At 34.9% G+C, this 25,562-nt stretch carries 17 protein-coding genes, 1 other RNA gene and 1 pseudogene; 11 read left to right on the plus strand and 8 right to left on the minus strand.

Annotated elements, in window-relative coordinates:
• Positions 1-62: 62 nt before the first annotated feature.
• Positions 63-1,091 (minus strand): Holliday junction branch migration DNA helicase RuvB, encoded by a 1,029-nt coding sequence (gene ruvB / locus A3EM_RS0106250; protein WP_020527321.1) that lies wholly within the window; start codon positions 1,089-1,091, stop codon positions 63-65.
• Between the two features lie 397 nt (positions 1,092-1,488).
• Here ruvB and A3EM_RS0106260 point away from each other — a divergent pair, with 397 nt between their 5' ends.
• The gene (locus A3EM_RS0106260; RefSeq protein WP_020527323.1) at positions 1,489-2,319 is read left to right on the plus strand and encodes a leucine-rich repeat domain-containing protein; all 831 of its coding nucleotides are present in this window, start codon (positions 1,489-1,491) and stop codon (positions 2,317-2,319) included.
• 73 nt (positions 2,320-2,392) lie between these two features.
• Here A3EM_RS0106260 and A3EM_RS0106265 read toward each other — a convergent pair whose 3' ends face one another.
• Entirely contained in the window at positions 2,393-3,478 is a 1,086-nt protein-coding gene (locus A3EM_RS0106265) for a DUF1573 domain-containing protein (RefSeq protein WP_020527324.1), read from the minus strand.
• 249 nt (positions 3,479-3,727) lie between these two features.
• Here A3EM_RS0106265 and rnpB point away from each other — a divergent pair.
• Both rnpB and A3EM_RS0106270 read left to right on the plus strand, forming a co-directional pair.
• Positions 3,728-4,121, plus strand: an RNA gene (gene rnpB, locus A3EM_RS45600) — RNase P RNA component class A.
• Positions 4,122-4,148: 27 nt separating this feature from the next.
• On the plus strand, positions 4,149-5,300 hold the full coding sequence (locus A3EM_RS0106270) for a sigma-54-dependent transcriptional regulator (protein ID WP_020527325.1): 1,152 nt from the start codon (positions 4,149-4,151) through the stop codon (positions 5,298-5,300).
• A gap of 313 nt (positions 5,301-5,613) precedes the next feature.
• Here the strand turns inward: A3EM_RS0106270 and A3EM_RS0106280 are convergent, their stop codons facing one another.
• Positions 5,614-6,696: a LuxE/PaaK family acyltransferase gene (locus tag A3EM_RS0106280; protein ID WP_020527327.1), complete on the minus strand. Its 1,083-nt coding sequence runs from the start codon at positions 6,694-6,696 to the stop codon at positions 5,614-5,616.
• A gap of 138 nt (positions 6,697-6,834) precedes the next feature.
• Here A3EM_RS0106280 and A3EM_RS0106285 point away from each other — a divergent pair, with 138 nt between their 5' ends.
• From A3EM_RS0106285 to A3EM_RS0106295, 3 genes are all read left to right on the plus strand, one after another.
• Complete coding sequence (locus A3EM_RS0106285; protein WP_020527328.1) at positions 6,835-7,443, plus strand: hypothetical protein; 609 nt, start codon at positions 6,835-6,837, stop codon at positions 7,441-7,443.
• A 108-nt stretch (positions 7,444-7,551) separates the two neighbouring features.
• Positions 7,552-8,835 (plus strand): tyrosine--tRNA ligase, encoded by a 1,284-nt coding sequence (gene tyrS, locus A3EM_RS0106290; protein WP_083925183.1) that lies wholly within the window; start codon positions 7,552-7,554, stop codon positions 8,833-8,835.
• Between the two features lie 233 nt (positions 8,836-9,068).
• Positions 9,069-12,734: a sensor histidine kinase gene (locus A3EM_RS0106295; protein WP_020527330.1), complete on the plus strand. Its 3,666-nt coding sequence runs from the start codon at positions 9,069-9,071 to the stop codon at positions 12,732-12,734.
• Between the two features lie 49 nt (positions 12,735-12,783).
• Here A3EM_RS0106295 and A3EM_RS0106300 read toward each other — a convergent pair whose 3' ends face one another.
• The 3 genes and pseudogenes from A3EM_RS0106300 to A3EM_RS0106310 form a co-directional block, all read right to left on the minus strand.
• The gene (locus A3EM_RS0106300) at positions 12,784-14,946 is read right to left on the minus strand and encodes a S46 family peptidase (RefSeq protein WP_020527331.1); all 2,163 of its coding nucleotides are present in this window, start codon (positions 14,944-14,946) and stop codon (positions 12,784-12,786) included.
• A gap of 690 nt (positions 14,947-15,636) precedes the next feature.
• Positions 15,637-15,831 (minus strand): annotated as a pseudogene (locus A3EM_RS48135) (DnaJ domain-containing protein); the annotation flags it as partial.
• A gap of 171 nt (positions 15,832-16,002) precedes the next feature.
• The gene (locus A3EM_RS0106310) at positions 16,003-17,127 is read right to left on the minus strand and encodes a Gfo/Idh/MocA family protein (RefSeq protein ID WP_020527333.1); all 1,125 of its coding nucleotides are present in this window, start codon (positions 17,125-17,127) and stop codon (positions 16,003-16,005) included.
• Positions 17,128-17,731: 604 nt separating this feature from the next.
• Between A3EM_RS0106310 and A3EM_RS0106315 the strand changes: the two genes are divergently transcribed.
• Positions 17,732-19,018 (plus strand): YncE family protein, encoded by a 1,287-nt coding sequence (locus A3EM_RS0106315; protein WP_020527334.1) that lies wholly within the window; start codon positions 17,732-17,734, stop codon positions 19,016-19,018.
• On the opposite strand, the gene A3EM_RS0106320 is transcribed toward A3EM_RS0106315, so the two are convergent.
• Complete coding sequence (locus A3EM_RS0106320) at positions 19,019-19,768, minus strand: DUF4352 domain-containing protein (protein ID WP_020527335.1); 750 nt, start codon at positions 19,766-19,768, stop codon at positions 19,019-19,021.
• Positions 19,769-19,964: 196 nt separating this feature from the next.
• Here A3EM_RS0106320 and lysA point away from each other — a divergent pair, with 196 nt between their 5' ends.
• Positions 19,965-21,209, plus strand: a complete 1,245-nt coding sequence (gene lysA / locus A3EM_RS0106325) for a diaminopimelate decarboxylase (protein ID WP_020527336.1) — start codon at positions 19,965-19,967, stop codon at positions 21,207-21,209.
• 61 nt (positions 21,210-21,270) lie between these two features.
• Here the strand turns inward: lysA and A3EM_RS0106330 are convergent, their stop codons facing one another.
• On the minus strand, positions 21,271-22,650 hold the full coding sequence (locus A3EM_RS0106330; RefSeq protein ID WP_020527337.1) for a C1 family peptidase: 1,380 nt from the start codon (positions 22,648-22,650) through the stop codon (positions 21,271-21,273).
• A gap of 433 nt (positions 22,651-23,083) precedes the next feature.
• On the opposite strand from A3EM_RS0106330, the gene A3EM_RS0106340 reads away from it, so the two are divergent.
• Genes A3EM_RS0106340 through A3EM_RS0106350 form a run of 3 tightly spaced genes read left to right on the plus strand, consistent with a single transcriptional unit; the run spans position 23,084 to position 25,393 of the window.
• On the plus strand, positions 23,084-23,761 hold the full coding sequence (locus tag A3EM_RS0106340; RefSeq protein WP_020527339.1) for a Crp/Fnr family transcriptional regulator: 678 nt from the start codon (positions 23,084-23,086) through the stop codon (positions 23,759-23,761).
• Between the two features lie 41 nt (positions 23,762-23,802).
• Positions 23,803-24,480: a (d)CMP kinase gene (gene cmk, locus A3EM_RS0106345; RefSeq protein WP_020527340.1), complete on the plus strand. Its 678-nt coding sequence runs from the start codon at positions 23,803-23,805 to the stop codon at positions 24,478-24,480.
• Between the two features lie 25 nt (positions 24,481-24,505).
• On the plus strand, positions 24,506-25,393 hold the full coding sequence (locus tag A3EM_RS0106350) for a 4-hydroxy-3-methylbut-2-enyl diphosphate reductase (protein ID WP_020527341.1): 888 nt from the start codon (positions 24,506-24,508) through the stop codon (positions 25,391-25,393).
• Positions 25,394-25,562 lie beyond the last annotated feature (169 nt).

Below are 25,562 nucleotides of genomic sequence, written 5' to 3' on the forward strand. Positions count from 1 at the left end.
GTTAAAATTTGGATAAAAAAATTATACAGCAAATCTAATCACTTATTCGGCAATTCCCACCCTCAGTCGAACAATGTTTTAGAATGGGAAGGGGGAATAATATTGAGGTGTTTATAGGCTAACATTGTAGTCTCACGCCCTCTGGAAGTTCGTTTTATATAACCTTCTTTTATAAGAAATGGCTCATAAACTTCCTCTATGGTTTCGGCCTCTTCGCTACAGGCAGTGGCGATAGTTGAAATTCCAACAGGCCCTCCTTTGAACTTTTCAATGATAGTTTTTAAAATTCGGTTATCCATTTCATCAAGGCCATTGTGATCCACATTAAGGGCATCAAGGGCAATTCGGGCAATGTCCAAATTGATTACCCCATCTCCTTTGATTTGGGCAAAATCTCTTGTTCTTCGAAGTAGGTTATTGGCAATTCTTGGTGTTCCCCTGCTCCTGCGCGCAATTTCAAATGCTGCATCATCCTTAATTGGAGTTTCCAAAATTGCAGATGATCTTTTGATAATTTTACTTAGAAGTTTTGAATCATAATATTCCAGTCTTGAATTAATGCCAAACCGGGCTCTTAATGGAGAAGTTAATAATCCGGATCTGGTTGTGGCCCCAATAAGCGTAAATGGATTAAGTCCAATTTGTATAGTTCGGGCATTAGGTCCGCTGTCCAGTACAATGTCAATTTTATAGTCCTCCATTGCCGAATAAAGATATTCTTCAATTACCGGGTTGAGCCTGTGAATTTCATCAATAAATAGTACATCATTTTCTTCGAGGTTTGTCAATAAACCTGCAAGGTCCCCGGGTTTTTCCAACACTGGTCCGGAGGTTATTTTTATTCCTGCTCCCAATTCATTGGCAATGATGTTTGATAAGGTTGTTTTCCCTAATCCCGGAGGACCATGTAAAAGTACGTGATCCAATGCTTCTCCTCTTTTTAGTGCTGCCTGTACAAATATCCTTATATTTTCTACGATCTTATCCTGTCCACTAAAATCCTCAAATGATAATGGCCTTAAGGACTTATCAATGTCTTTTTCTTCATCTGAAAATCCTTCTGCATCTGGTTTTAAATAATCCTCACGCATATTCTTATTTTTTTGCTAAAATTAAGTTTTAGTCATTTGGCATACAAAAAATCTGAGTAAAAGTACTTGAAGCTTACTGATAAAGGAGTGCTAACCAAAAGATTTAAAATACAACAAATAATTACATTAATTAATTTAATTAAAACTTTTAGAAACAGATTGTAAAAAAAATAAGAGAATAAAATTGAGTTCTGATAATTGTATTTTTTTGATAATTTGTTGTCTTATTTTGTTGATCGCTTGGTTCAGGAATACAATATTCCAGATATAAAAATTGTAATATTATTTATCTTGAAATTTTATGTACTTTATTTTTTTTTAAAGATTTTCAGAGTTTTTCGAGTTGTCAAAAATATTGGTAATAATTGGGAGTTCATTCAATAAAAAACTACGAAGTATGAATAGATTGAATACTTTTTTATTCCTTGTTTTGGTTTTACAATTATTTACCAACGCTGGAGCTGTGGCAGGGTCTGAGTCTGCAACCCAAACGATTGATATTTCATGGTGGAATAAATTGGAACCAGGCTGGAAAAGAATATTTAAATCGGCTGTTGGAATCGGAGAAACCCCGACTAAAGATGATTTTGTACAAATATCTGAACTTAAAGTGTTGGATTGTTCCCAGAATCCCATAACCACTCTTAAGCCTGTCGCCAGTTTAAAAAAGCTTGAATCTTTATGGTGTGATCAGACTAAAATTACAGATTTAGGACCAATAAAAGATTTGGAAAATTTAAAAATTCTAAATTTTGGTTCTACGAAAGTCACCGATTTAAGTCCCGTTAAAAACCTTGAAAGTTTAACCAAATTAGAATTTTACAGAACAAAGGTGTCCGATTTAAGTCCTGTTGCCGGATTAAAGAATTTGGAAGTAATTGATTGCTCTAACACCGATGTCCTAAATTTGGAGCCCATCAGTAACCTTGTAAATTTACGTGTTTTATATTGCAATAATACAGATGTGAAAAGCCTTGAGCCTTTAAAGAATTTAAAAGCCTTAACTGAATTGTCCTTTTTAAGGACTAATGTAAATACCCTGGCCCCTTTAAAAAATGTAAAAACTTTAAAAGAACTAGTGTTTCAACATACACAGGTGAGTAGTCTGGAGCCGGTCTTTGGAATTTCAGGGCTTGCAATTGTTTATTGCGAGAATACAATGATTCCTTCTGTAGAGGTTCAGAAACTGCGAAATGCTAATCCAAATTGTGAAGTTTATATGGAATAGAGGATGTAATTTTTCATAAAAAAAGGACTGTCAAAAGAAATTGGCAGTCCTTTTTTTATGGAACCGATCCGGATTACTGATCCAATTGATATAGTTTTATTTTTAATTTTTGGGTGGTTCTTTCAGGATCATTACAGTAGAGTTGAATTGTCCTGTCCTGAGTTCCTTTCTTACCAATATTCTTTACCAGGATATTAAGATTAACAAAGTCATATGGTTTGATTACCTTTTTTGAAATTTCCTGAACTTCGCAACCATAACCGGGCACAATTTTTTGGATAATTAAATCCTTCTGGCCGGAGTTGGTAAGCACAAATTCCACCATTCTTCCTTCTCCTACATTGGTTTTGCCCAAGTTTTTAACAGAATCAGAAACTGTGAGCTTGGGAAATAAATAATTGTCGTAATTTATATCAGAAGGGAAATGCTGTTTAATTGAGGCTACAACAGTGATGTCAAATAAAGGAAAATCCTGATCTTCCCGAAAAAACAGCACATTATCATTAACTACTCCAAAATCATTTTTTAATTCAGGATGATAGTAAATCGTAATGTATCCTCTCGAATTTGGTTTGATTACTCTGGACGAATCAAAAACAGCTTCAATGTAACCGGGAGCACTTAAAGTGTCTTTTAAGGTGATTTCTTCATTTGAACTATTATAAAATTCAACGACTGTTTTTACTGGTGAGGCGTTGGTGATGGTTCCCAAAATCAACCTTTTACTTTTAAACCTGAACTGTCCTTTTTCAACCGGAAATTCTCTTTCAACTTCTTCAAAAGTATTGGCTATGAAACCACTGATGGTTAACTCAGATTTTTGCGGTATAGCATTCCTGGTATATACTGTAAAAGTTTTTTCAAAGGGTCCTGGCTTATAAGGTTCGAAAGAAACCTCTATAAAACCAAAGTCCCCGGGTTTCATGGATTCTTTTGGAAACTTGATTTCCCCGCAGGCACAATCTGAGTCTACTTTATCAATTTGGATAGCCTGCCCACCCGCTACATAAAATTTAAATTTATGAGTAATTTCTTTTTTACTTAGTTCAAATTGACCGAGGTTTTGGGACAAGTTCTCAAAGTTTATAATCCCGGATTGGCCATTACTGGAAGTTAAAAATGAAAAGGAAATTAAAATTGTAGCAAAAAATTTTGTCATGGATTTTCCTTAAAGTCTAAAAAATGGTAAAAATATATAATTGACAAGAGTAGTACTAAATACCTAATTGAATTATTGAGAAAATATTTTAGGGAATAAACCTATTTAGTCGGGTTTTTGATGAAATGTATTTTAAATTATAGTAGGTTTCTTTTCCCTCAAAATTCGTACTTAACTATCAATTAGTTTTAAAGATTCTACAATTTCAAATTTGAGATAGGATTAATTTATTATAATTTTACAGGCATAAATATAAATGGTCTTATCGCCTGTTTATTCAGGAGGAAAGTCCGGGCAACAAAGGGCACCACACTTCCTAACAGGAAGGGTCACGTAAAAATGATACAGAAAGTGCAACAGAAAGTATACCGCATCCTTTTTGGGGTGTAAGGGTGAAATGGTGAGGTAAGAGCTTACCGCCTCCATAGTGATATGGAGGGCACTGCAAACCTTGTGGGTTGAAAGGCCAAATAAACTCTGCTTATCCTAATTTTTTTTAGGTTGAAGGATTGCCCGTCTTATTTTTTCGTTAAGGAAAGAGCAGAGAGGGTAGGCTGATAAAAATCATAAGCAATTTTGATTTTAGATAAATGATAAGAGTCTCTTTGAGATACAGAACCCGGCTTATAAGTTTATATTTACTTTTTAATTTTCAACCATAACACTAAAAATGGCAAAGATTCTAATTGTAGATGATGAAAAAAGTATTCGATATACTTTAAGAGAAATTTTAGAATTTGAAAAGTATAAAATCGATGAGGCAAAGGATGGGGAAGAAGGTTTCGAAATGATAAAAAAATCGGATTATGATGTGGTGTTATGCGATGTGAAGATGCCCAGAATGGATGGAATTGAATTACTTCAGAAAGCCATGGAATTGGGTAAGGATATGCAGTTTATCATGATTTCTGCCCATGGGAATATTGATACTGCTGTGGAGGCTACCAAAAAAGGAGCATTCGATTTTATTCAAAAACCACCAGATTTAAATCGCCTTTTGTTGTCTATCAGAAATGCTTTGGATAAATCTAATCTGGTGGCTGAAACAAAAGTGCTCAAGCGAAGAATTTCCAAAACTCATGATATCATTGGGGAGTCCGATGCGATAAAGGTAGTGAAGGAGGCAATTGAAAAAGTGGCTCCAACGGAGGCAAGAGTTCTAATTACAGGCCCTAACGGATCAGGGAAGGAGCTTGTGGCCAAATGGCTCCATAGTAAAAGCCAGAGGGCAGGAGGTCCAATGGTGGAGGTAAATTGTGCGGCTATTCCGGCAGAACTTATTGAAAGTGAATTGTTTGGCCATGAAAAAGGTGCCTTTACTTCAGCGGTAAAACAAAGAATAGGTAAATTCGAACAGGCGAATGGGGGAACGATTTTCCTTGATGAAATTGGAGATATGAGTTTGTCGGCACAGGCCAAAGTGCTGAGAGCTTTACAGGAGAATAAAATTACCAGAGTTGGAGGTGATAAGGAAATTAAAGTAAATGTGAGGGTTTTGGCTGCAACCAATAAGGACCTAAAAGAAGAAATTTCCAAAAAAAGGTTCAGAGAAGATTTATATCATCGTTTAAGTGTGATTTTAATAAAAGTACCCCCATTAAATGAGAGAAAAGAAGACATCCCTTTACTTACGGATAGGTTCTTAGCCGATATTTCTGCTGAATATGGCGAATCCAAGAAAGTGATTACAGATGAGGCACTTAAAAAGTTACAAGCGGCAGATTGGTCGGGAAATATTCGTGAATTACGGAACGTAACAGAAAGGCTGGTAATCATGAGTCAACAGGAAATTACTGCAGACGATGTTGAAAAATATTTGTAAAATCTTTACAAAACCACAAAATAAAAAAGGGATGATTTATTCATCCCTTTTTTGTTGGCAAAAATTAAAACTAAAATTAAACATTAGCCTTTTTTACCTCTTCAATTTCTTTTTTCATGTCCTTTTTAGCGTAAGTAGGGCATGTTTTATAGGTGCAAGCAGATATTCCGAATATTAAGAAGGATATAAATAATAATTTGAACTTCATGATTTATATGATTTTGGCCTGAAAATTTTATGAAAAACTAATTAATTCTATTTTTATTGTTGATTTCCCACCATTATACGAAATAGGGGAAATAAATCCAATTATTTACTCATTTACCAAAAGGTTACAACCCCTGATATCTGCCTGATCCAGTCTGCCAAGAATTTTTACTGAACTCCCTTTCTCAACATAAGAACCTAAGTCTTTAGTTTCAATAAAACAACAAGAATCAATATTAGCAAGATCTATTATATTGATCGCCCCGCTTTTTACTTCAAATGTTGGAGATAATGGATCATTAACTTCTCTTAACAAAATTCTTGCCCAATTAGGGAAAGTAAAGACTCCATTTTTTTTTGCGTAAAATTGAGACAATAATTCTGTCATTCCATATTCTGAGTGAATTTTTTGAGTATTTAATCCCGATTTTAATATTTGATGTAATTCTTCCCGTATTATTTCTTCTCTTTTTCCTTTCATTCCACCAGTTTCCATAACTATATGATGATCTCCCGATAGATCTAATCCCATTTCTGCCAAATCCAACAAGGCAAAAGAAACACCGATAAGGAGGATTTTTTTGCCTTTACTTTTTAAAGTATCAACTTTTTCTTTCAACTCTTCCAGGTTCTTCAAAAAATACCCAGATTCAATATCTGCATATTGCATAAAATGATTGACCATAAAAACAAGAGAGGAGTTTCCTCTTTCCAGATAAGAGGGAAGAAGCGCAAGAATAGCATATTGTTTTAAATCTCCATATTGTGTTTCAAAAATTGATTTTGAAATTTCCTTGTAAAAATCAGGGTCCCCTATGTAATGCTTACTCGTTTTTGCACCTGTAGTCCCACTGCTTTCAAAAACCAGCCTGGGAGTAATTTTGTTACAAATAACATTAAATGATTTGTAAAACTCAATTGGAAGGAAAGGTATTTCCTGAATGGATTTTATTTGTTTTGGATCAATTTTAAGATGATTTAAATATTCTTGGTATACCAGATTATTTTTACTTTGGTATTGGAATACTTCTATTGCTAAATCTTCAAAATTGCTTTTATTAATATTTAATATTTTGTCTTTATAATGGTCGGATTGTAGCATATTAAATAATAAAATAAAAATTATAATTCTTCCTTTTGCGTTAATTTTGAATATTGTGGAAATTAAAACACAATTTTGTGTTTTCATGGTTATTTTTAAACAACCATTGCATTTTTTTAAGGGTCATTAAGTTAATCCATTTTTTACATTTACCATCAACTTTATAAACCTATTGATCTGAGTGATTTTTTATTTCAAGTCCTCAAAAAATTAACAAATCTGTTTATGAATATATCAGGCAAAAGTATTTTAAACATTTCATTTTTTGTTTTCTTTTTATCCATTATTGTCATTTCCTGTTATCCAGAACCTGAATTTAGTGATATTCCAGAAATAGAGTTTGTGGAAATTGGAAATAAAGTGGTTCAAAAAATAGATCCCAATACAGGTTTTGTTACTATTGCCGATTCTGTAAATATTACCATCACCTTTAAAGATGGAGACGGTGATTTGGGGCTTTCTGGTGATGAAGGATATCCAGAATATGGGGAATTTGAAGTGGATGACAATGGAATTATTCTGGAAGACAGCATTCCCAATAAATTTAATAATAATTATTTTGTAGATGTTTTTAGAAAGGAAGAAGGGGTTTGGGTGCCTTTTCTTTTTCCTGACATAGCTAATTTCAATGGTCGGTTTCCCAAATTAAATAAACTGGGCACTGAAACCCCTCTTGAAGGCGATCTTAGTTATAGTTTTGCAGTTTTCTATGATATAGGTGAAATCAAAACTGGTGATATTCTTCGTTTTGATGTACAAATTGCGGACCGATCCAAAAATCTCAGTAATATAATTACCACTGATTCAATAGTAGTGGCAGACAAGCCTTTATAGTTTCTTTTCTTAATTTATCCAGAATTAGAGTTTTAATATTTCTCGGTACGCACAAAAGATTTTCTGTCTTGATTTAAGGATAAAAAATTCATTCCTTAAATTTGCCGCATGAGACGAGATTTGATAGATGAATTGTCATGGAGAGGTATGGTACATGATACCACTCCTGAAATAAAAGCACATTTAAATGCTGACATGAGAGCCGGTTATATTGGTTTTGATCCCACGGCTTCCTCCCTTCATATTGGTAACTTAGCCACTGTAATGCTATTGAAACACCTGCAACTGGCGGGCCATAAACCTTATGCCCTAGTAGGTGGAGCTACCGGGATGATTGGAGATCCTTCAGGAAAATCTGAGGAGCGAAAGTTTTTAAGTGAGGAAACCTTAAGGGCTAATCAACTGGGGGTAAAAAATCAACTGGAAAAATTCCTTGATTTTGACTGTGGTGAAAATTCTGCTGTTGTGGTCAATAACTATGACTGGTTTAAGGATATTGGTTTTTTACAATTCCTAAGAGGAGCAGGAAAACATCTGACAGTCAATTATATGGCTGCGAAAGAATCAGTAAAGAAAAGAATTGAAACGGGTATTTCTTTTACCGAGTTTTCTTATCAATTGTTGCAGGCGTATGACTTTGTTCATCTGTATAAAAATAAAGAGGTTACGATTCAGATGGGTGGTTCTGATCAGTGGGGAAATATTACCTCTGGGACTGAATTAATCAGAAGGATGGAAAGCGGAGAAGCGTTTGCCCTAACTACGCCCTTAATCACTAAATCGGATGGATCAAAATTTGGAAAATCTGAATCTGGAAATGTCTGGCTCGATCCGGAAATGACATCTCCTTACAAATTCTACCAATTTTGGTTGAATATTGGAGATACTGAAATAGGGAAAGTCCTTAGAGTTTTTACCCTATTTACTCAGGAGGAAATTGAGGCAATGGAAAAGGAGTATGAGGGTAATCCAAATGCTTTAAAAAGAATACTAGCAAAGGATATTACCATCAGGGTTCATTCTGAAGAAGAATATGAAAAGGCAGTGGGAGCTTCAGAAATTTTGTTTAAAAAATCCGGAGTGACTGAAGCTTTGAGGAAACTGGATGAAAAAACTTTACTGGAATTATTCGATGGCGTACCCCAAGTTGAAGTTTCCAAGGATCAACTAAATCCGGATTTGGGTATGCTGGACTTTCTTTCGGAAGTTACACAAAATGTCATTTTTAAATCCAAAGGTGAAGCCAAAAAAATGATTCAAAATGGTGGTGTGAGTGTGAATAAAGAAAAGGTGGAGTCAATCAGTCAACACTTCAATTTTGAATTGCTACAGGGAAAATATCTCCTTGTACAAAAAGGGAAAAAGAATTATTTCTTAGTAAAAACAATCTAATAAAATGCTGAAAATGAGTCAAAAAACATTTTTGGCTCATTTTTTTTGATTAATTTCGGATGAGTAAAGTAAATTTCTCGTTATTCATCATATTTTACAGCCAAAGTTTTTAGGTTTTATTTTTGAAGGTTGTAAATAGAAAATATAGGAAAAGGCTGGAGTGGAATTTTTTGTGGGAAGGGAACCTTTTTAAAGTATAGAGAAAACCTCTTTGATTAGATTTTTTTGACTAAATGAAGAAAGATAGGGTTTATATTTTTTTAGCATTAATCTCCCTGGGATTAACTTTATCTTTACATTTTTTTTATGGCTCCATAAATACCGAAAAGTTATTTAGTAAATCTCTTTCTCACAAGCTGGCCCAAGAGTCTAAAATTGCTGATGACAATATTTTTGAGTTTAAACAAAGATTTACTGAAGGCAGTCAAATTTCCTTTAACAACCTTTTCTCCGAAAGTAAATACCCAATCTTTGTTTATAAAAACAAAAATCTCCTTTATTGGTCCGACCATAAGTATGATATTCAGTATCAGTACTTTGCAGGATATTACAAGGAGAAATGCATTGATACAGGTCATGCCATATATCTGGTAAAAAAATCAATTGATAAAATAAATGAAATTGAATTTGAGATCATTACCCTTATTCCGCTAAAGTCTACTTATGATATCGAAAGTAAGTATTTAAGGTCGGAATATAATCCGGAAATTTTTCCAAATCAGGATATGGAAATTACGCTGGAAAAGCAATCCAGTGATGAAGATATATTCAATGCCTATGGGACTTATCTTTTTTCCATTTCATTTCCTCCAGACTTTTACTATGAGGGAGATAATCAGTTAGTTACCTTATTTTTTGGAATTTCCTTTTGCCTGTTCCTCTTTTTATTTTTCAAAATAAAACTTTACCAATTAATAAAAAAAGGAAGGGTATGGTTGGCTTTTGTTATTTTGATTTTTATGGTGGTGTCATTCAGGGGGTTGATGATCTATTATAGAATACCCCATGATATGATGGATATTGATTTATTTAAAGCCAATATTTTTGCTTCCTCCATCATTTCACCGTCTCTGGGAGATTTGTTGCTTAATCTTTTTGGAATAACCTTAATCATAGGTTTCATAGCCCGAAACCTGGGGAAATTAATCCCTCTAAAACAACTCTTAAAGTTAGATCAATTTTGGAAAGATTTACTTTCAGTTGTATTGGTAACCATTACTTATTTTAGTGGTTTCTATATTTATGCGGTTCTGCAAACTATTTATTTCAATTCCAGTATTACTCTGGATATTACCAGTGAAATCAACTTTTTTCTTCCGGTAAAAATTATTTGTATAGTCATTTTTATACTATGCGCCCTCAATTATTTTATTATATGTCATGTCTCCTCCAAGATCCTGATAAAATTAGGTAAATCCCTCTATGGCATTACGGTAGTTTTTGTTTTAGGCAGCCTTATTTACTATATCTTATCTGTGATAATGAAGGTGGATAATATCCTCATATTCAATGTAAATGCTATTTACTTTGCTACTATTACCTATTTTAATTTCCCTTTATTTTTAAGGCATGTCAATTATTCTACCCTTGTATATTTTATCTTTTGTATAGTAGCAAGTTCTATAATTGGCGCTTATGCCATTTTCAATTTTGAGCAAATCCGGGATTTGGAAAACAAAAACCGATATGCCAATATTCTGACTTTCGAAAATGACCCTTATGGTGAATTCAATCTTAATCAGATCGTACAGGAAGTTCGAAATGATACTACTATAAAAAGCTGGTTTATTGATGAATTTTACCCCGACCTGATTAAGAACAAGATAAAAAGGTCTTATATCACTAAGTATTTTGATAAGTATGATCTGGAAATCAGGTTGTTTGATGGGGACGGAACTCCTTATGATTCGGATGCTAATTATAACGCATTGCGAAGGATGTACAGCCAGGACAAATACAAAACCGAATACAGTAATGTCTATTTTGTGAATGAACTGGCTACCGGAAACAATAAATATTCCTGCCTGATTTCTCTGGATACTAATAGCATCAGGGTAGGGCATATCGTTCTCGATTTTGTACTTAAGAAAAGTATCCCTAACAGTATTTATCCTCCTTTCCTTGATAAGCGGTTTGAGGACCTGAACAGATATGAAGATTATAGTTACTCTATTTATCTGGATGATCGCCTGATGTATAGTTATGGCGATTATAATTATGATAATAAGTTCCTCAGTTTATTCGAACATGAGAAAGGGTATTTGAAAAAGGAGATTGAAACAGAAAAATATTCTCACTTTCGTGTCCCTGGAAAGAAGAATAAAAATATTATCATTTCTTCATTGAAATACCCACCAAGAAATGTATTGTCAAATTTTTCTTTTTTCTTTTTAATTCTGGTTTTGGCTTTAATTATGGTCATTTTTTACCAAAATTATATTTCCGGAAGAAGAAAGGGGAAAATGAATTTTACTACCAGAATTCAGGTCTATCTGGTATTTGCTTTTTTCCTTCCTCTGGCTATCGTTAGTGTGATCATTGTCAGTATTTTAAGTACTGGGAATCAAAGTGAAACTGAAAGCTTTTATCTGGAAAAAGCACAGAATGTAAGCAACAATGTGGGTGACGAAATTATTGATTATAACCGGGGACTAATTGACAAAGATCGACTTGCGGATAAGATTGTGGAAATATCGAGGTTTACCCAATCCGATATAAATTTATATGATCCTTCTGGGAGATTGCTGGTAACCAGCCTTGGTGTAATTTTCGATAACCACCTTTTAACTAATTTGGTAAATCCCCGGGCTTATGTCAATATTCTGGAAAAGAACCAGGCGAAAACCATGTTGGATGAAAAGGTAGGAGATTTGAATTTTAATGCGGCTTACGTGGGGATAAAATCCCCTGACGATTCCGGGGAAATTCTGGGCATTATCAGTATTCCATTTTTTGAATCGAAGGATAAATTGGAAAATCAGATTATTGATGTGATTTCCACCATCATGCAGATCTTTACTTCTATTTTCGTAGTCCTTCTGGCGCTTTCTTATTTCTCTGTAAAGTCCCTGACCAGGCCATTGGTATTGATTACCCAGAAAATTAAAAAAGTTTCTTTAACAGGGAAAAATGAGGAATTGGAATACCAGTCGGATGATGAGATTGGACTATTAGTGGGAGAATATAATAAAATGATTCTCAAGCTGGATGATAGTCGGGCAGCCCTTGCAAGAAGTGAAAAAGAAACTGCCTGGCGGGAAATGGCTAAGCAGGTTGCCCATGAAATTAAAAATCCATTAACGCCTATGAAGTTATCTCTGCAGCAGCTTGAAAGGGTTTTGAATGGGGAAGAAAGGGCTCGAAAATCCATTAAAATGTTATTGGGTCAAGTGGATACATTAAATGATATTACCACCTCATTTTCCACATTTGCCAAGATGCCGCTTCCTCAGGAAGAAAAGTTTGAGCTGGGGGCAATTTTAAAACAGACGATTGAACTTCACGGAAACAATACCAAATCGAAAATCATTAAAAGGATTCCGGAGGGGGAGTTTTATGTAAATGCTGATAAAAAACTGATGGGTAGAGTTTTTACCAACCTGATTCTCAATGGAATTCAGGCGGTACCCTCAGGTTTAACTCCAGAAATTCAAATTTCCCTCAAACCATTTTCACCGCACAAAATCTTGTTGGAATTTAAGGATAATGGAGAAGGTATTCCTGAATATATTCAGGGAAAAATATTCATACCTAATTTTACCACGAAAGCTACCGGATCTGGTATAGGGCTTGCCATTGCCAAAAGAGGAATAGAACACTCCGGGGGAAGTATCTGGTTTGAGACAGAACCGGGAAACGGTACTACCTTTTTCATAGAAATGCCGCTTTGCAGTAACTAAAAAATGTTTTTCTGCAAAACGGCAAAACTTAAATTCCTTAAACTAATCCTTAATTGGCCAAAGACATTTCTTCCACCAAATGTTTGGCTCCGGCATATTTATCAATAATAAAGAGGACATACCGAATATCTACTACAATATTCCTGCAAATATCCGGATCGTACATAATATCACTCATGGTAGATTCCCAGCTTCGGTCAAAATTAAGACCGATTAATTTCCCTTCAGCATCAATAATGGGACTGCCGGAATTTCCACCTGTAGTATGATTGGAGGCTGTAAAACAAACTGGCATTTTACCATTTTCCCCATAGGGTCCATAATCCTTTTGCTCATACAACTCAACCAGTTTGTCTGGAACATAGAATTCCTCAGTAGGCTTATGGTCAGGATTTCTTTTTTGCATCACACCTTCAAGCGTAGTTTGATATTCATAAAGCATTCCGTCATGTGGAGAAGAACCTTCCACCTTTCCAAATCCAACTCTTAATGTCAGATTAGCATCAGGCCAATAGTTTTTATCTGGAATTAAGGTTTGAATAGCCTTTACATACTCCCGCATAAGCTTGTCCTTTTCTTCTGCTAACCTGAAATACTCCGGTTCAATTTGAGTTTGAAAGCTGATAAATAATGTACGCATTACGGAAAATGCAGGGTCCTTACTTATCTTTTTTATGGAAGAGGCAGAAAAATTAATAAGTAAGTCATTGGTCTTTTGTTCATCCGCAAACATTGTTTTTTCATAAAGTTTTGAGGCAAAAACCTCAGGGTCATTGTCATATTTTGAAGCAATGAGGGCTTGTAGTTCAGATTTGAATTCAGGATTAATTTCCTCCAGATAAATTTCCATGAGGGAGGCAAAAATTTCCTGATCCAACTCCTTATCATAATTTTTGAAATGACCTCTGGTTTTTTGTTTAAGTTTTTCTACTTCTGCTTCCACTGCTTTATCTTTCTCAAGTTGTGCATGATTTATGGCAATATTGTTAAAATCACTGGCAAAGCGAATAAGTTGCGGACCATAAAAAATAAATTCCCTGAATAAATCCCGGGCAAGGGTATATTTCTTCTGGGCTTCATGATTCACTTTTAAATCTTCCAAAATCTTCAGGTATTCCTGATTTTTTGTATTGGCAAGTCCTTTAAACCTTGATTCAAATTCCAGCTTTTTTTCGTAGGCATTTTTTCTTTTTAAACCCAGGTTTTCCCCAATCCATTTCTTATAGGCATTACTGATGCTGGATTGCCTGGCAGCATATTTTATCCTGATTTCATCATCAGCTTTCATTGCCGCATCAATTATGGAAAGGCTTGCCTCTCTCATTTTAATTCTAAGAGGATTCACCTCATCTGTGATAAACTCCACAGCAAATGATGGCAGGAATTGCTGTGTGCTTCCTGGAAAACCAAAAATTAAAGAAGGGTCACCCTGCTTCACTCCATTCATACCAATCGGCAGAAAGTGTTTGGGTTTGTAGGGAACATTGTCCGGAGAATAACTTGCGGGTTTGTTATCTGCATCGGCATATATTCTGAAAACAGAAAAATCTCCAGTATGTCTTGGCCAGACCCAATTATCGGTGTCTGCTCCAAATTTTCCAATAGAAGAGGGAGGCGCTCCAACTAATCGAATATCCTTAAATGTTTCGGTAATGAACATAAAATATTGATTACCATAGAAAAACTCCTTAATAATAGCTCCATAATGAGAGCCCGCGGTGGCCTCCTCCTTGATTTGCTGTGTATTTCTTAAAATAATACCATTTCTTTGATTTTCCTCCATTTGGTCATTTACTCCTGCCAATACTTTTGAAGTAACATCTTCCATTCTTACAATAAATGTAATGGTAAGGCCCGGGTTGCTCAATTCCTCCTCTTTATTCATCGCCCAAAATCCATCGGTGAGGTAATCATTTTCAAGTGAACTGTGGGATTGAATTCTTCCATAGCCACAATGGTGGTTTGTGAGTAGCAAGCCTTCCGGGCTGACTACTACCCCTGTACAACCCCCTCCAAATTGTAATACAGCATCTTTTAAACTTGACTGGTTAACCGAATATATATCTTCCGGAGTAAGTTTAAATCCATTTGTTTGGAGTTGCTCTGCGTTTAATTGCTGTAATAATAGGGGTAACCACATCCCTTCATCTGCTATGGCAGGAAAAAAGGAAGTGATAGAAAACAAAACCAAAAATAATATTTTTTTAATCATCGAGATAAAGTTGTTTATTGTGAAGTTTTCTAAAGTTTTAATTTATAAGGGAAATGGAAAGCAAAACAGACCATTTGTAGCATAAAGTCATTGCTTTAGGCAACTTCTGTGAATAAAAAGAATTTTTGAACGAAAATAACCTACTTATTCGAAAGTACTGGTATCTAAATGGGCATTTCTTAGCTGATTCTTGAAATGAAGGGTTATTCCTGGTCCCATTTGGTTAAAGCAACTCTTTATTTTGGTGGGCAAATCTTCAAAGTGAATTTCCGCATTCTGATTGTAATACACAAATAGAAACTGATCCAAAGCTTCTTTGAAATGGCCTTTATTATAATTGCTATTCCCTAAATCATAATTCAGATTAACCAATTCGTCAACCCTGGTTTTTCTGTTGAAATCTTCGGAGCTGAGTAATTCCGTTGAAATATTTCCATTATTGAAATAATATACAGGGACTTTGTTCTGGTTAACATTAAGGTCCACTATATGGTCATTGGAATAAAATGTGGAAATCAATAGGAAAAATAATATACCGGTAAACACAAAAATCTTTACCAAAATCACTGTTTTGGTATCTTTTGAAACATAAACAGTTCCTTTCCTTTCACGATAAAGTCTTACTTTTCTTAAAATAGATGACCTTCGGTACATTTCGGCCATCATTTCCTCCTGCGCAATTAGCGGATTGTCATACCTTTCTCTTTTATTTGGATTGGAAAGCGTATCATAAGCTACACTTAATTCCTTAAATTTTTCTTCTGCAAAACCGTCTCCCTGATTTTTGTCCGGATGATATTTAACGGCAAGTTTTCTATAAGCCTTTTTTATTTCTTCAAAGCTGGCATTCCTGTTCAGACCTAATACATTATAATAATCTGGCATAAACTATTAGTCATTTATTTCTTGTTTTATATCAATCCCTTTTTACTGGAATTGAGTTGGTAAAATTTGATGAGCATAAGTCCATATATAATTTCTAATTAAGATATGGCTAAAAAGATACAAATTCAACAAATTTTATAGGAATTGTGGAACAGGAATGTCAGTTGGGAATTATCTCTTGATTTCCACTTTTTTTCCGGTTTTCAATGCTTCCTCTATGGCCTGTACCACGATAATGTCTTTTAAGCCTTCTTCACCGGGGACACGCATAGGTTTGTCTTCACTAATACAAACAGAGACTTCGTCCATTTGGGCGGCCTGCTGGTTGATTACCGGAAATTCGAAAACGCCTTCTTTAGATGCTCCTTTAATGCCTCTGTATGCAGAAAAAGGATCTAATTTAAACCAGCCCTTTTCGGTAGTAGTATGCATGCTATTTACACTCATTCCAAAACTGGTGGAAAGATTGCCAATTGCACCACTTGGAAATTGAACCTGGAAGGCAATAGTTTCAGGAACTTCCTTAAATATGTCAGGATTGGTATTGAAAGACTGAGCAGTAACAGAATTAGGTTCCTCACCAGTAATGTATCGGGCGGCCTGAAGGGAATAAACACCCATATCCATCATAGGACCACCGCCATATGTTCTTTTTACTTTCCAGTGTTCCGGCCTGCTTTCCCTGTATCCTGCAGATGCGGTAACCAATTTAACTGCGCCCATTACTTTTTCCTGGCCAAGCCTCATGACTTCCTGAGTAGTAGGCTCAAATTGCATTCGGTAACCAATCGATAATTTTACATTATTATCATTACAGGCTTTTATCATTTGTTTGCATTCCTCTTCATTTAGGGCCATAGGCTTTTCACAAATGACATGCTTTCCGGCATTGGCTGCCTTTATGGTATATTCTGCATGCATGGAATTAGGTAATACGATATATACAATATCAATATCCTTATTCTTTTTTATTTCTTCAAAGTTTTCGTAATTGTAGATATTTTTTTCAGGGATATTATATTGTTCCTGCCATTTTTTTGCTTTTGAGGGTGTTCCGGTAACGATTCCTGCCAGATAACAATTTTCAGTTTCTTGTAATGCAGGTGCAAGTAAATCAGTGCTGTAATAGCCTAATCCAACAAGGGCAACCCCCATTTTTTTATCTAACTTTTTGGAATAGCCAAAACCTAATTGTGGTAAGGCAAAAGCTAAGGAGGATGCTCCAAATCCCAATGAAAGATTTTTTACAAATTTCCTTCTGGATGAGTTTTTTTGTTCTGGTTTTAAATAGTTCATTTTAATTTAAAAATAATGGTGTGTGGAAAAATTATCCTTTAGTTTTTAATTCCGGAAGGCTAGGTTAAAATTCTGAAATTTTTATGTAGGAAAAACCATTTCAGTGATTAAAAAATAGTCCGGAGTAAAACAACAGGTTTACATGCTATAACTACCTCTAATTTGATAGTGAATTACCTTTAATATCATATCTATAGGCAGCTGTCGAAGACTTTCAATATTAAACGACATGAAACCAATCTGCAAAGAATGTTTAGGAAAAAAAGAAAATTATGGCTAAGTTTTACAAACTATTTTTTCTTTAAAACTTTTTGTTTCAAGTGAATCCTAAACTTGAAAATTTGGTTTTTACCCAAAATTTAAGGAAACTCTAAATTTACTTAAGATCTAATCAAACTTTTATTTATTTATATTTTTGAATCTATCCTTATTCCCGTACCCTGTGATAAGGCATTGAATTTATTAAAAAAAGTGAGGATTGTCATACTAAATAATTGGATATTGAATTTAAATTTAGAGGAGGTTAGTAGAAATGAATGCATTTTTTTATCTAAATTTTATCGGTGACCGAATAAAATTATATTTTTTTATCTTCAAATGACAAATGAAGTTTCTGGGGGACAAAATAAAACCATATCTTAAAATCATCATTATCTTCTGGATAATCAATTCCTTGTTTTTGGCTTTTGCCTTTGTCAACAGGCATTATATCCAAAAAAAAAATAATGAAGAGGGAAAAGGGGAAATGCTCGGAAGTGCCATTATTGACAGCTCACTAATCGAAACGAAACCAGGAAAAATCAGAAAAAAGGCAGTCGGGGTTCAATTAAAGGAAACAAAAAAAATATCTACAGGTCGTAGTCCCAAATCAATTTTATTCGATAAGTCCCACACTTTTGTTTATTCTCTCAATTTGGAGGGAATGAGTGTTACCGAATTTAACCGAGCGACTAAAACTGTTACGCGAACATTAAAATTTTTCCCCAATCAGGCAAAAGGATATAATTACGAAAAAAATACCTGGTATAATTCAATTGCCGAAAAACCTGTGGAAGGCTGTATCTCTCACGATGGAAAATATTTGTGGATTTCCCTTCATAATGCGGGTGGGGTAGTGGCCTGGAACCTTTTTGGAGAAGACAATATCGGAAATATGCCAGGTAAAGATGCCGCAATTATTTATGCTGATGGCAGTAAGAAAGCCATTAAATTGCCTTTTTTTGAAACTGGTAAAACGCCAAAATCTATTTTGAATGGGAGAAATTCAAATGAGGTGTATGTTACCAACTGGCATGACAATTCGCTTACCGTTTTAAACACTTCATCTCTGGACCCCCAGGAGTGGGAAAAGAAAGTAGACCTGACAACCGGGGCAGTTCCAAGAGGAATTGCATTAAACCATGAAAAAGACAGGTTGTTTGTATCCAATATGGGAAGCGGAAACATCAATATATTTGATACGGAAAATTTAGAATTGGAAGAAACATTTGCCATAGGGTCCACGCCCAGGCATCTCATTACATCCAGGGATTTTTTATATGCTTCGCTGAGCAGTCCTGAAAAACTGCTTAAAGTGGATCTTCAAACGCTTGAGACCATTCAAACATCTTCCACTGATGATGATCCAAGGACAATAACTTTTTCCAATGACAGCTCCATCATTTTTGTAACTTGTTATGCCGGGCAGGTATTGCAGGCCTTTTCATCGGAGGATCTTAGTTTATTGGGCTCCTGGGAATCGAAAGGAAAACCTGTTGGGGTAGATATTTTCCAGGAGGGAAACAAATTGGAGGCTTGGGTATGTAATTACACCGCAAGCACCATCAATGTTTTTAGTTTTGAGGTAGAATATGAATTAATTCCCGATAAAAAAGAAGTTGCTTTTCAATGATTAATTGTGGAGAGCAAAATCAATATTTATGATATCCGCTCCGAAAGGGAAATACATCAGCAAAAAATCAGAATCTTCCAAATAAGGAAAAATAATTTTACCTTCCACCTGTTCTCCCGGCATCAAACTCTGGATATTCATGGGTTCAAAATCCAGGACACTTCTCGATTGTTCAATTTCCCAAAGAGCTTTTTCATGCTTGGCTTCATTCACTTCTGAGAGGATAGCAATACCTCCAAAAACGGCTTCCCGGGCGAATCTTTTATTAAATATTTGGGAAGAATTGGCACCCATTTCATTTGCAGCAATATCTGCAGCAAAAGCCAAAATTCCCAAACCTATTCCAACGGCTGAGGCAGACTTGTGCCTTTTGTGTTCTTTATAAAAGGCATATTCTACACCTTTTAAAGCCTCACTATTACTTACAGTTTTAATATAATTGGAAGTTCTAAAATTCCTGTTTTCTCCCTTTGGTATATAGTAAAAATTATCAGGATCTATTAATATGGTTTCATCTCCTTTGTTTTGAATGGCCACACGGAATACTAAATATTCATTTGTAGAAAATTCATGGCTAACTGCCACTTTAATACCAGCTTGAGATTTTACACCAATTTTTTTGCCCCCTCTGTTTTCAGTATCTACCTTTATTGGCTGAAATGAGAGTTGCCTGGAAGGTTGACAAGAGGCAAAAATGACAGAAATGAAAAGAAAAAAAATCAGAGGATTTTTAGTGAAATTTAAATTCATTTAGCTTCTGGTTTTCAGTTAAATTTTGATAGTAGTTGACTCTTAATTCAAAATTAGCTAATGATTGGATAAGAAACTTTACTTCACAATTATACTAATTAATATCTTCAAGTTAGTGAGTAAATGAATAATATACTAATTTTGAATTTTTATTATAATTAGTTGTATTAAAATTAGAGGAAATCTAACCCTTAAAATGCAGTTGAAAGAAAATCAGTTCGAGATTCAGGGCCTTAATGTTCCTGATATTTGTAAGGAGTTTGGGACACCATTGTATGTCTATGATGCTCAAAAAATAAAACAACAGGTTGAAAACCTAAAAAAGGCTTTTAGTGGCATCAATCTTAAAATAAAATATGCCTCAAAAGCACTTACCAATATCAGTATTTTAAAGCTTATTAAAAGTTACGGTTGTGAAGTGGATGTGGTTTCGATGAATGAAGCAAAAATGGCATTTTTGGCGGGATATAAATCAAATGAGATTTTGTTCACTCCAAGTGGTGTTTCTTTTGAGGAAATTGAAGAGGCAGTGGAAAAGGGATTGATGATCAATATAGATAGTATTCCTCTACTTGAAAAGTTTGGGCAGCAATACGGAAGTTCTATTCCCTGTTGTTTTAGGGTAAATCCGCATATTCAGGCAGGGGGAAACTTTAAAATTCAAACCGGACATAAAGATTCCAAATTTGGCATTTCTATTTTGCAAATGGATGAAGTAAATGCCATTATTTCCAAATACAACATTCAGCTGGTTGGTTTGCACATGCATACCGGATCGGATATTAAAGAATTTGAAGCATTTATTCAGGGCGCTGAGTTAATGTTTAATTTGGCGAAGAACCACCCCAATCTAAAGTTTATCGATTTTGGCAGTGGTTTCAAAGTCCCTTATAAAAAAGACGAAGAAGGAACTGATATTTTCGCCCTGGGGAAATTATTAAAAGAATCTTATGACAAGTTTACCGAAGAATATGGAAGGGCTGTGGAAATCTGGTTTGAGCCCGGGAAATATCTGGTAAGTGAATGCGGACATTTTTTCGCCCCTGCAAATATTGTAAAACAAGGGCCAACTTCAGCCTTTGTCGGTCTGGATTCCGGCCTTAATCATTTGATCAGGCCGATGATGTACGATGCATACCACGAAATATTTAACGTATCTAATCCAAATGGTGAGCTAAAAAGGTATAATGTGGTAGGCTACATTTGTGAGACAGATAATTTCGGCTGGGACAGGGAATTGAACGAAGTGAGACCAGGGGATATTATTGGTTTGAAAAATGCAGGAGCTTATTGTTTTTCCATGAGTTCCAATTACAATTCAAGGGTGAGGCCGGCAGAAGTTTTAGTGATCAATGGAGAAGCTAAATTGATTAGGGAGAGGGAAACTTTTGAAGACCTGATTGAAAAACAGATAGATGTTTTTAAGGAAATACCTGTATAACAAAAAAGGGTTGGATTTCAAATCCAACCCTTTTTTGTTATACAAGTTTCTTGTTAAATTTTTACTGGATATGATCAATAGCCACTACTAAAGCCAGTACCGATTTTCCTTTGCTAAATCCCTTAAAGCCTATCTTATCGGAAGAAAACTGAATATTTTCCGGCTTCACCAAATTCTGACCGATCACTTTTTTTGTTCTGCTTAGCATACTTCCTGAATAGCCTTCCAACTCTCGTTTTATTTCCTCAATGTCAAGTTCATGCTTGCTGTATAGCACACAGATATAATCTGTACCAACTGTATTATCCATAGTGATATAATGGTCTTCACTTGGGTAGGCCACCTGGTTTTGGCTGTAATTTAAAGCGGCACTCACTCCGGGGGCATATGGGAATAATTGAAATATTTCCTCTGTTTTATCACTTCCTAAAGCGTAAACATAAGCAGGTTCATTATTGGAAATGTACACCCTGAAACTTGTTCCGGAAGGATAGGATTGTTGCATTTTATAACTTTGACCCAAAAGCTCGGCCTTCATTTCCACTCCTTTGTCTGTAACAAATTTTAACTGGCCTGAAAGATCGGCAACCATTGGTGGTTTGGGTGCTGGTTCCGTTATAATTTCGTAAGCATATTTCGTGAAATTGGCAAAGTCCTGATAAGTAACCCAAATGAAACCTTCATTTCCCCAGTCTGTTCCCCAACTGTTCATAATTTCAAAAGCACCACCATATTTGTTGTCATCATAACCCACTACACACATGGCATGTCCACCATATTTTACTTCGTGGTTTTCAGTGGGTTTCCATACGTCTATTGCATCATAGAATGACGGGGCACACTTCATCCCGAAAACTACCGGATTATTCTCTGCAATACTCTTTTTTACTGTTTGGATTTTATATTCACCCCCTTGTTGTTGATCAAATAACCTTGCAAAATCTTTAATTTTATTTCGCATGGCCTTATCCTTTAAATTTTGTGGAACAGACGGAACACATTGTTCTTCCAGTTCAGCATATTTCACCGATCCGTTAAACTTCATGTAATTCAGGGCATCAAAAATACTTGCTCCATACGAACAATCTTTATCATTTTTATCTTTTATCATCTGATAAATAAAACCAGGTGAGTAAGCATTCTGGTTGATAACAGCTTGTGAAGTCCATCCGTTTTTCATTGCCTCCACAATAGTTCTTGCTGCCCAGTTACTCGACCAGCCCACGCAAGTTCCATACTGCCCCTGGTTCATAGGGGTAGGGCAGTATTGTTTCATTGAATTGCTGGAGGGAACAGCCTCTACATAAAGTCCTCTTGTAAGTGTCGCCTTTTTTGGGGCATTTTCATATTTGTCGTCATCAAAGACTAAACCAGTGGAATATTGACCGAAAATCTGTTGGGTTACCAGAAAATACAAGAGAAAAATGAATATTTGTTTCATCTGTTTTAAATTTTTCTTCAAGGTATGATTTTCCCTTTTCTAAAAAGGATTGAAATTTAATTTATAAACTTAAAATTTATTAAATTGAATGAATAAGTGGATATCAAAAGAAACCTGTGTTAATAGGATGAATGAGCTAATGGATAAATTGGGTTTAAAAAAATGATTAAATAATTTTACAAAATATTTAATAGTACGGGAATTTATAATTTCCGTTTCAGAAACCAAATAATTTGGACATTTTACTACATTAATCCTAATTCAATTTCTGGCTTAAATTTATGTTTTGGGATACAAAAAGGATTGGTTTTGAAGTGTTTTTTCGAAGAAACTATGTGTTTCGAAAAAATTTTGAATTCCATACATAACAGTTAAACAATTAACAATTGAAAATTAATTAACCTTAATTTTTTGAATTAAAGCCCTTTAAAGTATGGGACAGGATAATTTATGGTTTTTTGAAGGGGTGGATTTGTTTAAAATCCTTTGTCCTCATAAGCTCAAAGAGTTTGGGAAAAAGCACCAGTTTTACAATTTTAAAAAGAATGATTTTATCTATTTTCAGGATGACCCTTCTAAGTACATATACCTGATTGCCAAGGGAAGAGTGAAAATTGGCAGCTATAATGAAGATGGAAATGAGTTGGTGAAAACCATATTGTCTGAAGGAGAACTTTTTGGAGAACTGGCTCTTTTAGGTGAAACCAGAAGGGAAGACTTTGCACAAGCTATGGACAAGGAGACTGTAATTTGTCCTATGAATATTGATGACATGAGCCTTTTAATTAAAGATAACAAAACCTTTAGTTTGGGGCTCTTCAAATTAATAGGATTACGAATAAAAAAATTGGAAAGAAGGGTGGAATCGTTGGTTTTTAAGGATTCAAGGACGAGAATTGTTGAATTGCTTAAAGAAATGGCTGAGGAAAAAGGAACAAAAGTCGGGGAAGAAACCATGATCAAAAATCACTTTACCCATAAGGATATAGCTCTGCTTACCGGTACATCCAGACAAAATGTTACAACTGTATTAAATGACCTTCGTGATAAAAATATCATTAACTTTGACAGGAAAAAAATCCTGATAAGAGATTTAGAAAAACTTAAATAAATTTTCAGACAGCTATAATTTTGTTGCACTAACATTAAAATATGAAAAAAATTAATATAGCCCTTGATGGTCATGCAGGTGGAGGGAAAAGCACAACCGCTAAAATTCTCGCTAAAAAATTAGCTTACATTTATGTGGATTCAGGAGCGATGTATAGGGCCATCACCTTATTTGTAATAGAAAACGATGTTGATTTAAATAATACAGAGGCTGTAGAAAATGCATTGAGATCCATTGAAATTGATTTTAAACTAAATGAACAAAATCAGCATAATGATGTTTTTTTAAATGGGAAAAATGTGGAGGATAAAATCAGAAAAATGGAAGTGACCGCCAGGGTAAGTGAGGTCAGTGCCATTAAGGAGGTAAGAGAATTTTTGGTGAAGAAACAACAGGAAATTGGATTGAAAAAAGGAGTGGTAATGGATGGAAGGGATATTGGTACGGTTGTTTTTCCCGAGGCTGAATTGAAAGTATTTATGACAGCCAGTATTGAGGCCAGAGCTCAAAGGCGGTTAATGGAAATGAAGGCGAAGGGGCAGGAGGTAAACCTGGAAGAAATAAAACAAAACCTGGAAAGCAGGGATCATCAGGATTCTACCAGAAAAGAGAGTCCATTGAGAAAAGCAGAGGATGCTATTGATATTGACACCTCTGATTTGACTATTGAAGAGCAAGTTGAAAAAATTTTAAATTTAGCATTACAAATAATTAATTAGAAACAAGATTTAGATTCCACAAGCTATGGAAGTACGAATAGATGAAAAGTCAGGGTATTGTTTTGGTGTTGAATTTGCCATTCAGATGGCTGAAGAAGAAATGGAAGAAAGTGGCGAATTATATTGCCTGGGTGATATTGTGCACAATGCCATGGAAGTGGATAGATTGCATAAAAAGGGGTTAAGAATAATTGAGAGAGATGACCTGAAAAACCTAAACAATTGTAAGGTTTTAATCCGTGCCCATGGTGAGCCTCCTGAAACTTACCAACTGGCTATGGAAAATAATATAGAGTTGATCGATGCTTCCTGCCCGGTAGTGTTAAAATTGCAAAACAGAGTGAAAAATGCCTACGATCAAATGCAAACTGAGGAAGGGCAAATGGTCATTTATGGAAAGGTGGGGCATGCCGAAGTGATTGGTTTAAATGGCCAAACCAAAGATTCTTCCATTATTGTGACCACCATCGAAGACCTGGATAAAGTTGACTTCACCAGGCCGGTAACATTATTTAGTCAAACTACCAAAAGTACTAAAGGCTTTTATGAAATAAAGGAAGAAATTGAGAGGAGGGTTGCTGAAGCCTCCAGAGAGGAACTTAATAATCATTTTAAAGCCAATGACAGCATTTGCAGACAAGTCTCTAACAGAGAGCCTCAAATGGAGAAATTTTCACAGGAAAATGATGTAATTGTGTTTGTGAGCGGCAAGAAAAGTTCTAATGGAAAATCCCTGTACAATGTGTGTAAAAAATTCAATCCAAGAAGCTACTTCATTGAGAATGAGTCGGAAATAGCTTCAGAATGGTTTAGCCCAAATGATAAGGTAGGAATTTCCGGAGCAACTTCCACACCCATGTGGCTCATGGAAAATGTAAAAAGTTATATTGAAGGAATACAAGGAGCCTCTTAAGTTTCCTGATTAGCATAATGAATTTGAAGTTTTGGCTGATTTATGCTTATTCTATGAATATTTTTTGATTTTATAAGATTTTTATCAGATTCTACCTGTATTTTTATGTTTTAGATTATTTGTGCTTAAAAGCAGTTAATTAGAACTTTTAGTTGCTTTTCTTAAGTTC

The organism is Flexithrix dorotheae DSM 6795 (assembly GCF_000379765.1).
In the GTDB taxonomy this organism is placed as follows: Bacteria; Bacteroidota; Bacteroidia; order Cytophagales; family Flammeovirgaceae; genus Flexithrix; species Flexithrix dorotheae.

Excerpts from the sequence above, each read along its gene's own strand:
- A3EM_RS0106340 (WP_020527339.1), top strand. The coding sequence starts at position 23,084 with ATGGGACAGGATAATTTATGGTTTTTTGAAGGGGTGGATTTGTTTAAA.
- ruvB (WP_020527321.1), bottom strand. The coding sequence starts at position 1,091 with ATGCGTGAGGATTATTTAAAACCAGATGCAGAAGGATTTTCAGATGAA.
- A3EM_RS0106350 (WP_020527341.1), top strand. The coding sequence starts at position 24,506 with ATGGAAGTACGAATAGATGAAAAGTCAGGGTATTGTTTTGGTGTTGAA.
- A3EM_RS0106320 (WP_020527335.1), bottom strand. The coding sequence starts at position 19,768 with ATGAATTTAAATTTCACTAAAAATCCTCTGATTTTTTTTCTTTTCATT.
- A3EM_RS0106260 (WP_020527323.1), top strand. The coding sequence starts at position 1,489 with ATGAATAGATTGAATACTTTTTTATTCCTTGTTTTGGTTTTACAATTA.
- A3EM_RS0106270 (WP_020527325.1), top strand. The coding sequence starts at position 4,149 with ATGGCAAAGATTCTAATTGTAGATGATGAAAAAAGTATTCGATATACT.
- A3EM_RS0106330 (WP_020527337.1), bottom strand. The coding sequence starts at position 22,650 with ATGAAACAAATATTCATTTTTCTCTTGTATTTTCTGGTAACCCAACAG.
- A3EM_RS0106280 (WP_020527327.1), bottom strand. The coding sequence starts at position 6,696 with ATGAAAACACAAAATTGTGTTTTAATTTCCACAATATTCAAAATTAAC.
- A3EM_RS0106315 (WP_020527334.1), top strand. The coding sequence starts at position 17,732 with ATGAAGTTTCTGGGGGACAAAATAAAACCATATCTTAAAATCATCATT.
- A3EM_RS0106285 (WP_020527328.1), top strand. The coding sequence starts at position 6,835 with ATGAATATATCAGGCAAAAGTATTTTAAACATTTCATTTTTTGTTTTC.
- A3EM_RS0106265 (WP_020527324.1), bottom strand. The coding sequence starts at position 3,478 with ATGACAAAATTTTTTGCTACAATTTTAATTTCCTTTTCATTTTTAACT.
- A3EM_RS0106295 (WP_020527330.1), top strand. The coding sequence starts at position 9,069 with ATGAAGAAAGATAGGGTTTATATTTTTTTAGCATTAATCTCCCTGGGA.
- tyrS (WP_083925183.1), top strand. The coding sequence starts at position 7,552 with ATGAGACGAGATTTGATAGATGAATTGTCATGGAGAGGTATGGTACAT.
- lysA (WP_020527336.1), top strand. The coding sequence starts at position 19,965 with ATGCAGTTGAAAGAAAATCAGTTCGAGATTCAGGGCCTTAATGTTCCT.
- A3EM_RS0106310 (WP_020527333.1), bottom strand. The coding sequence starts at position 17,127 with ATGAACTATTTAAAACCAGAACAAAAAAACTCATCCAGAAGGAAATTT.
- A3EM_RS0106300 (WP_020527331.1), bottom strand. The coding sequence starts at position 14,946 with ATGATTAAAAAAATATTATTTTTGGTTTTGTTTTCTATCACTTCCTTT.
- cmk (WP_020527340.1), top strand. The coding sequence starts at position 23,803 with ATGAAAAAAATTAATATAGCCCTTGATGGTCATGCAGGTGGAGGGAAA.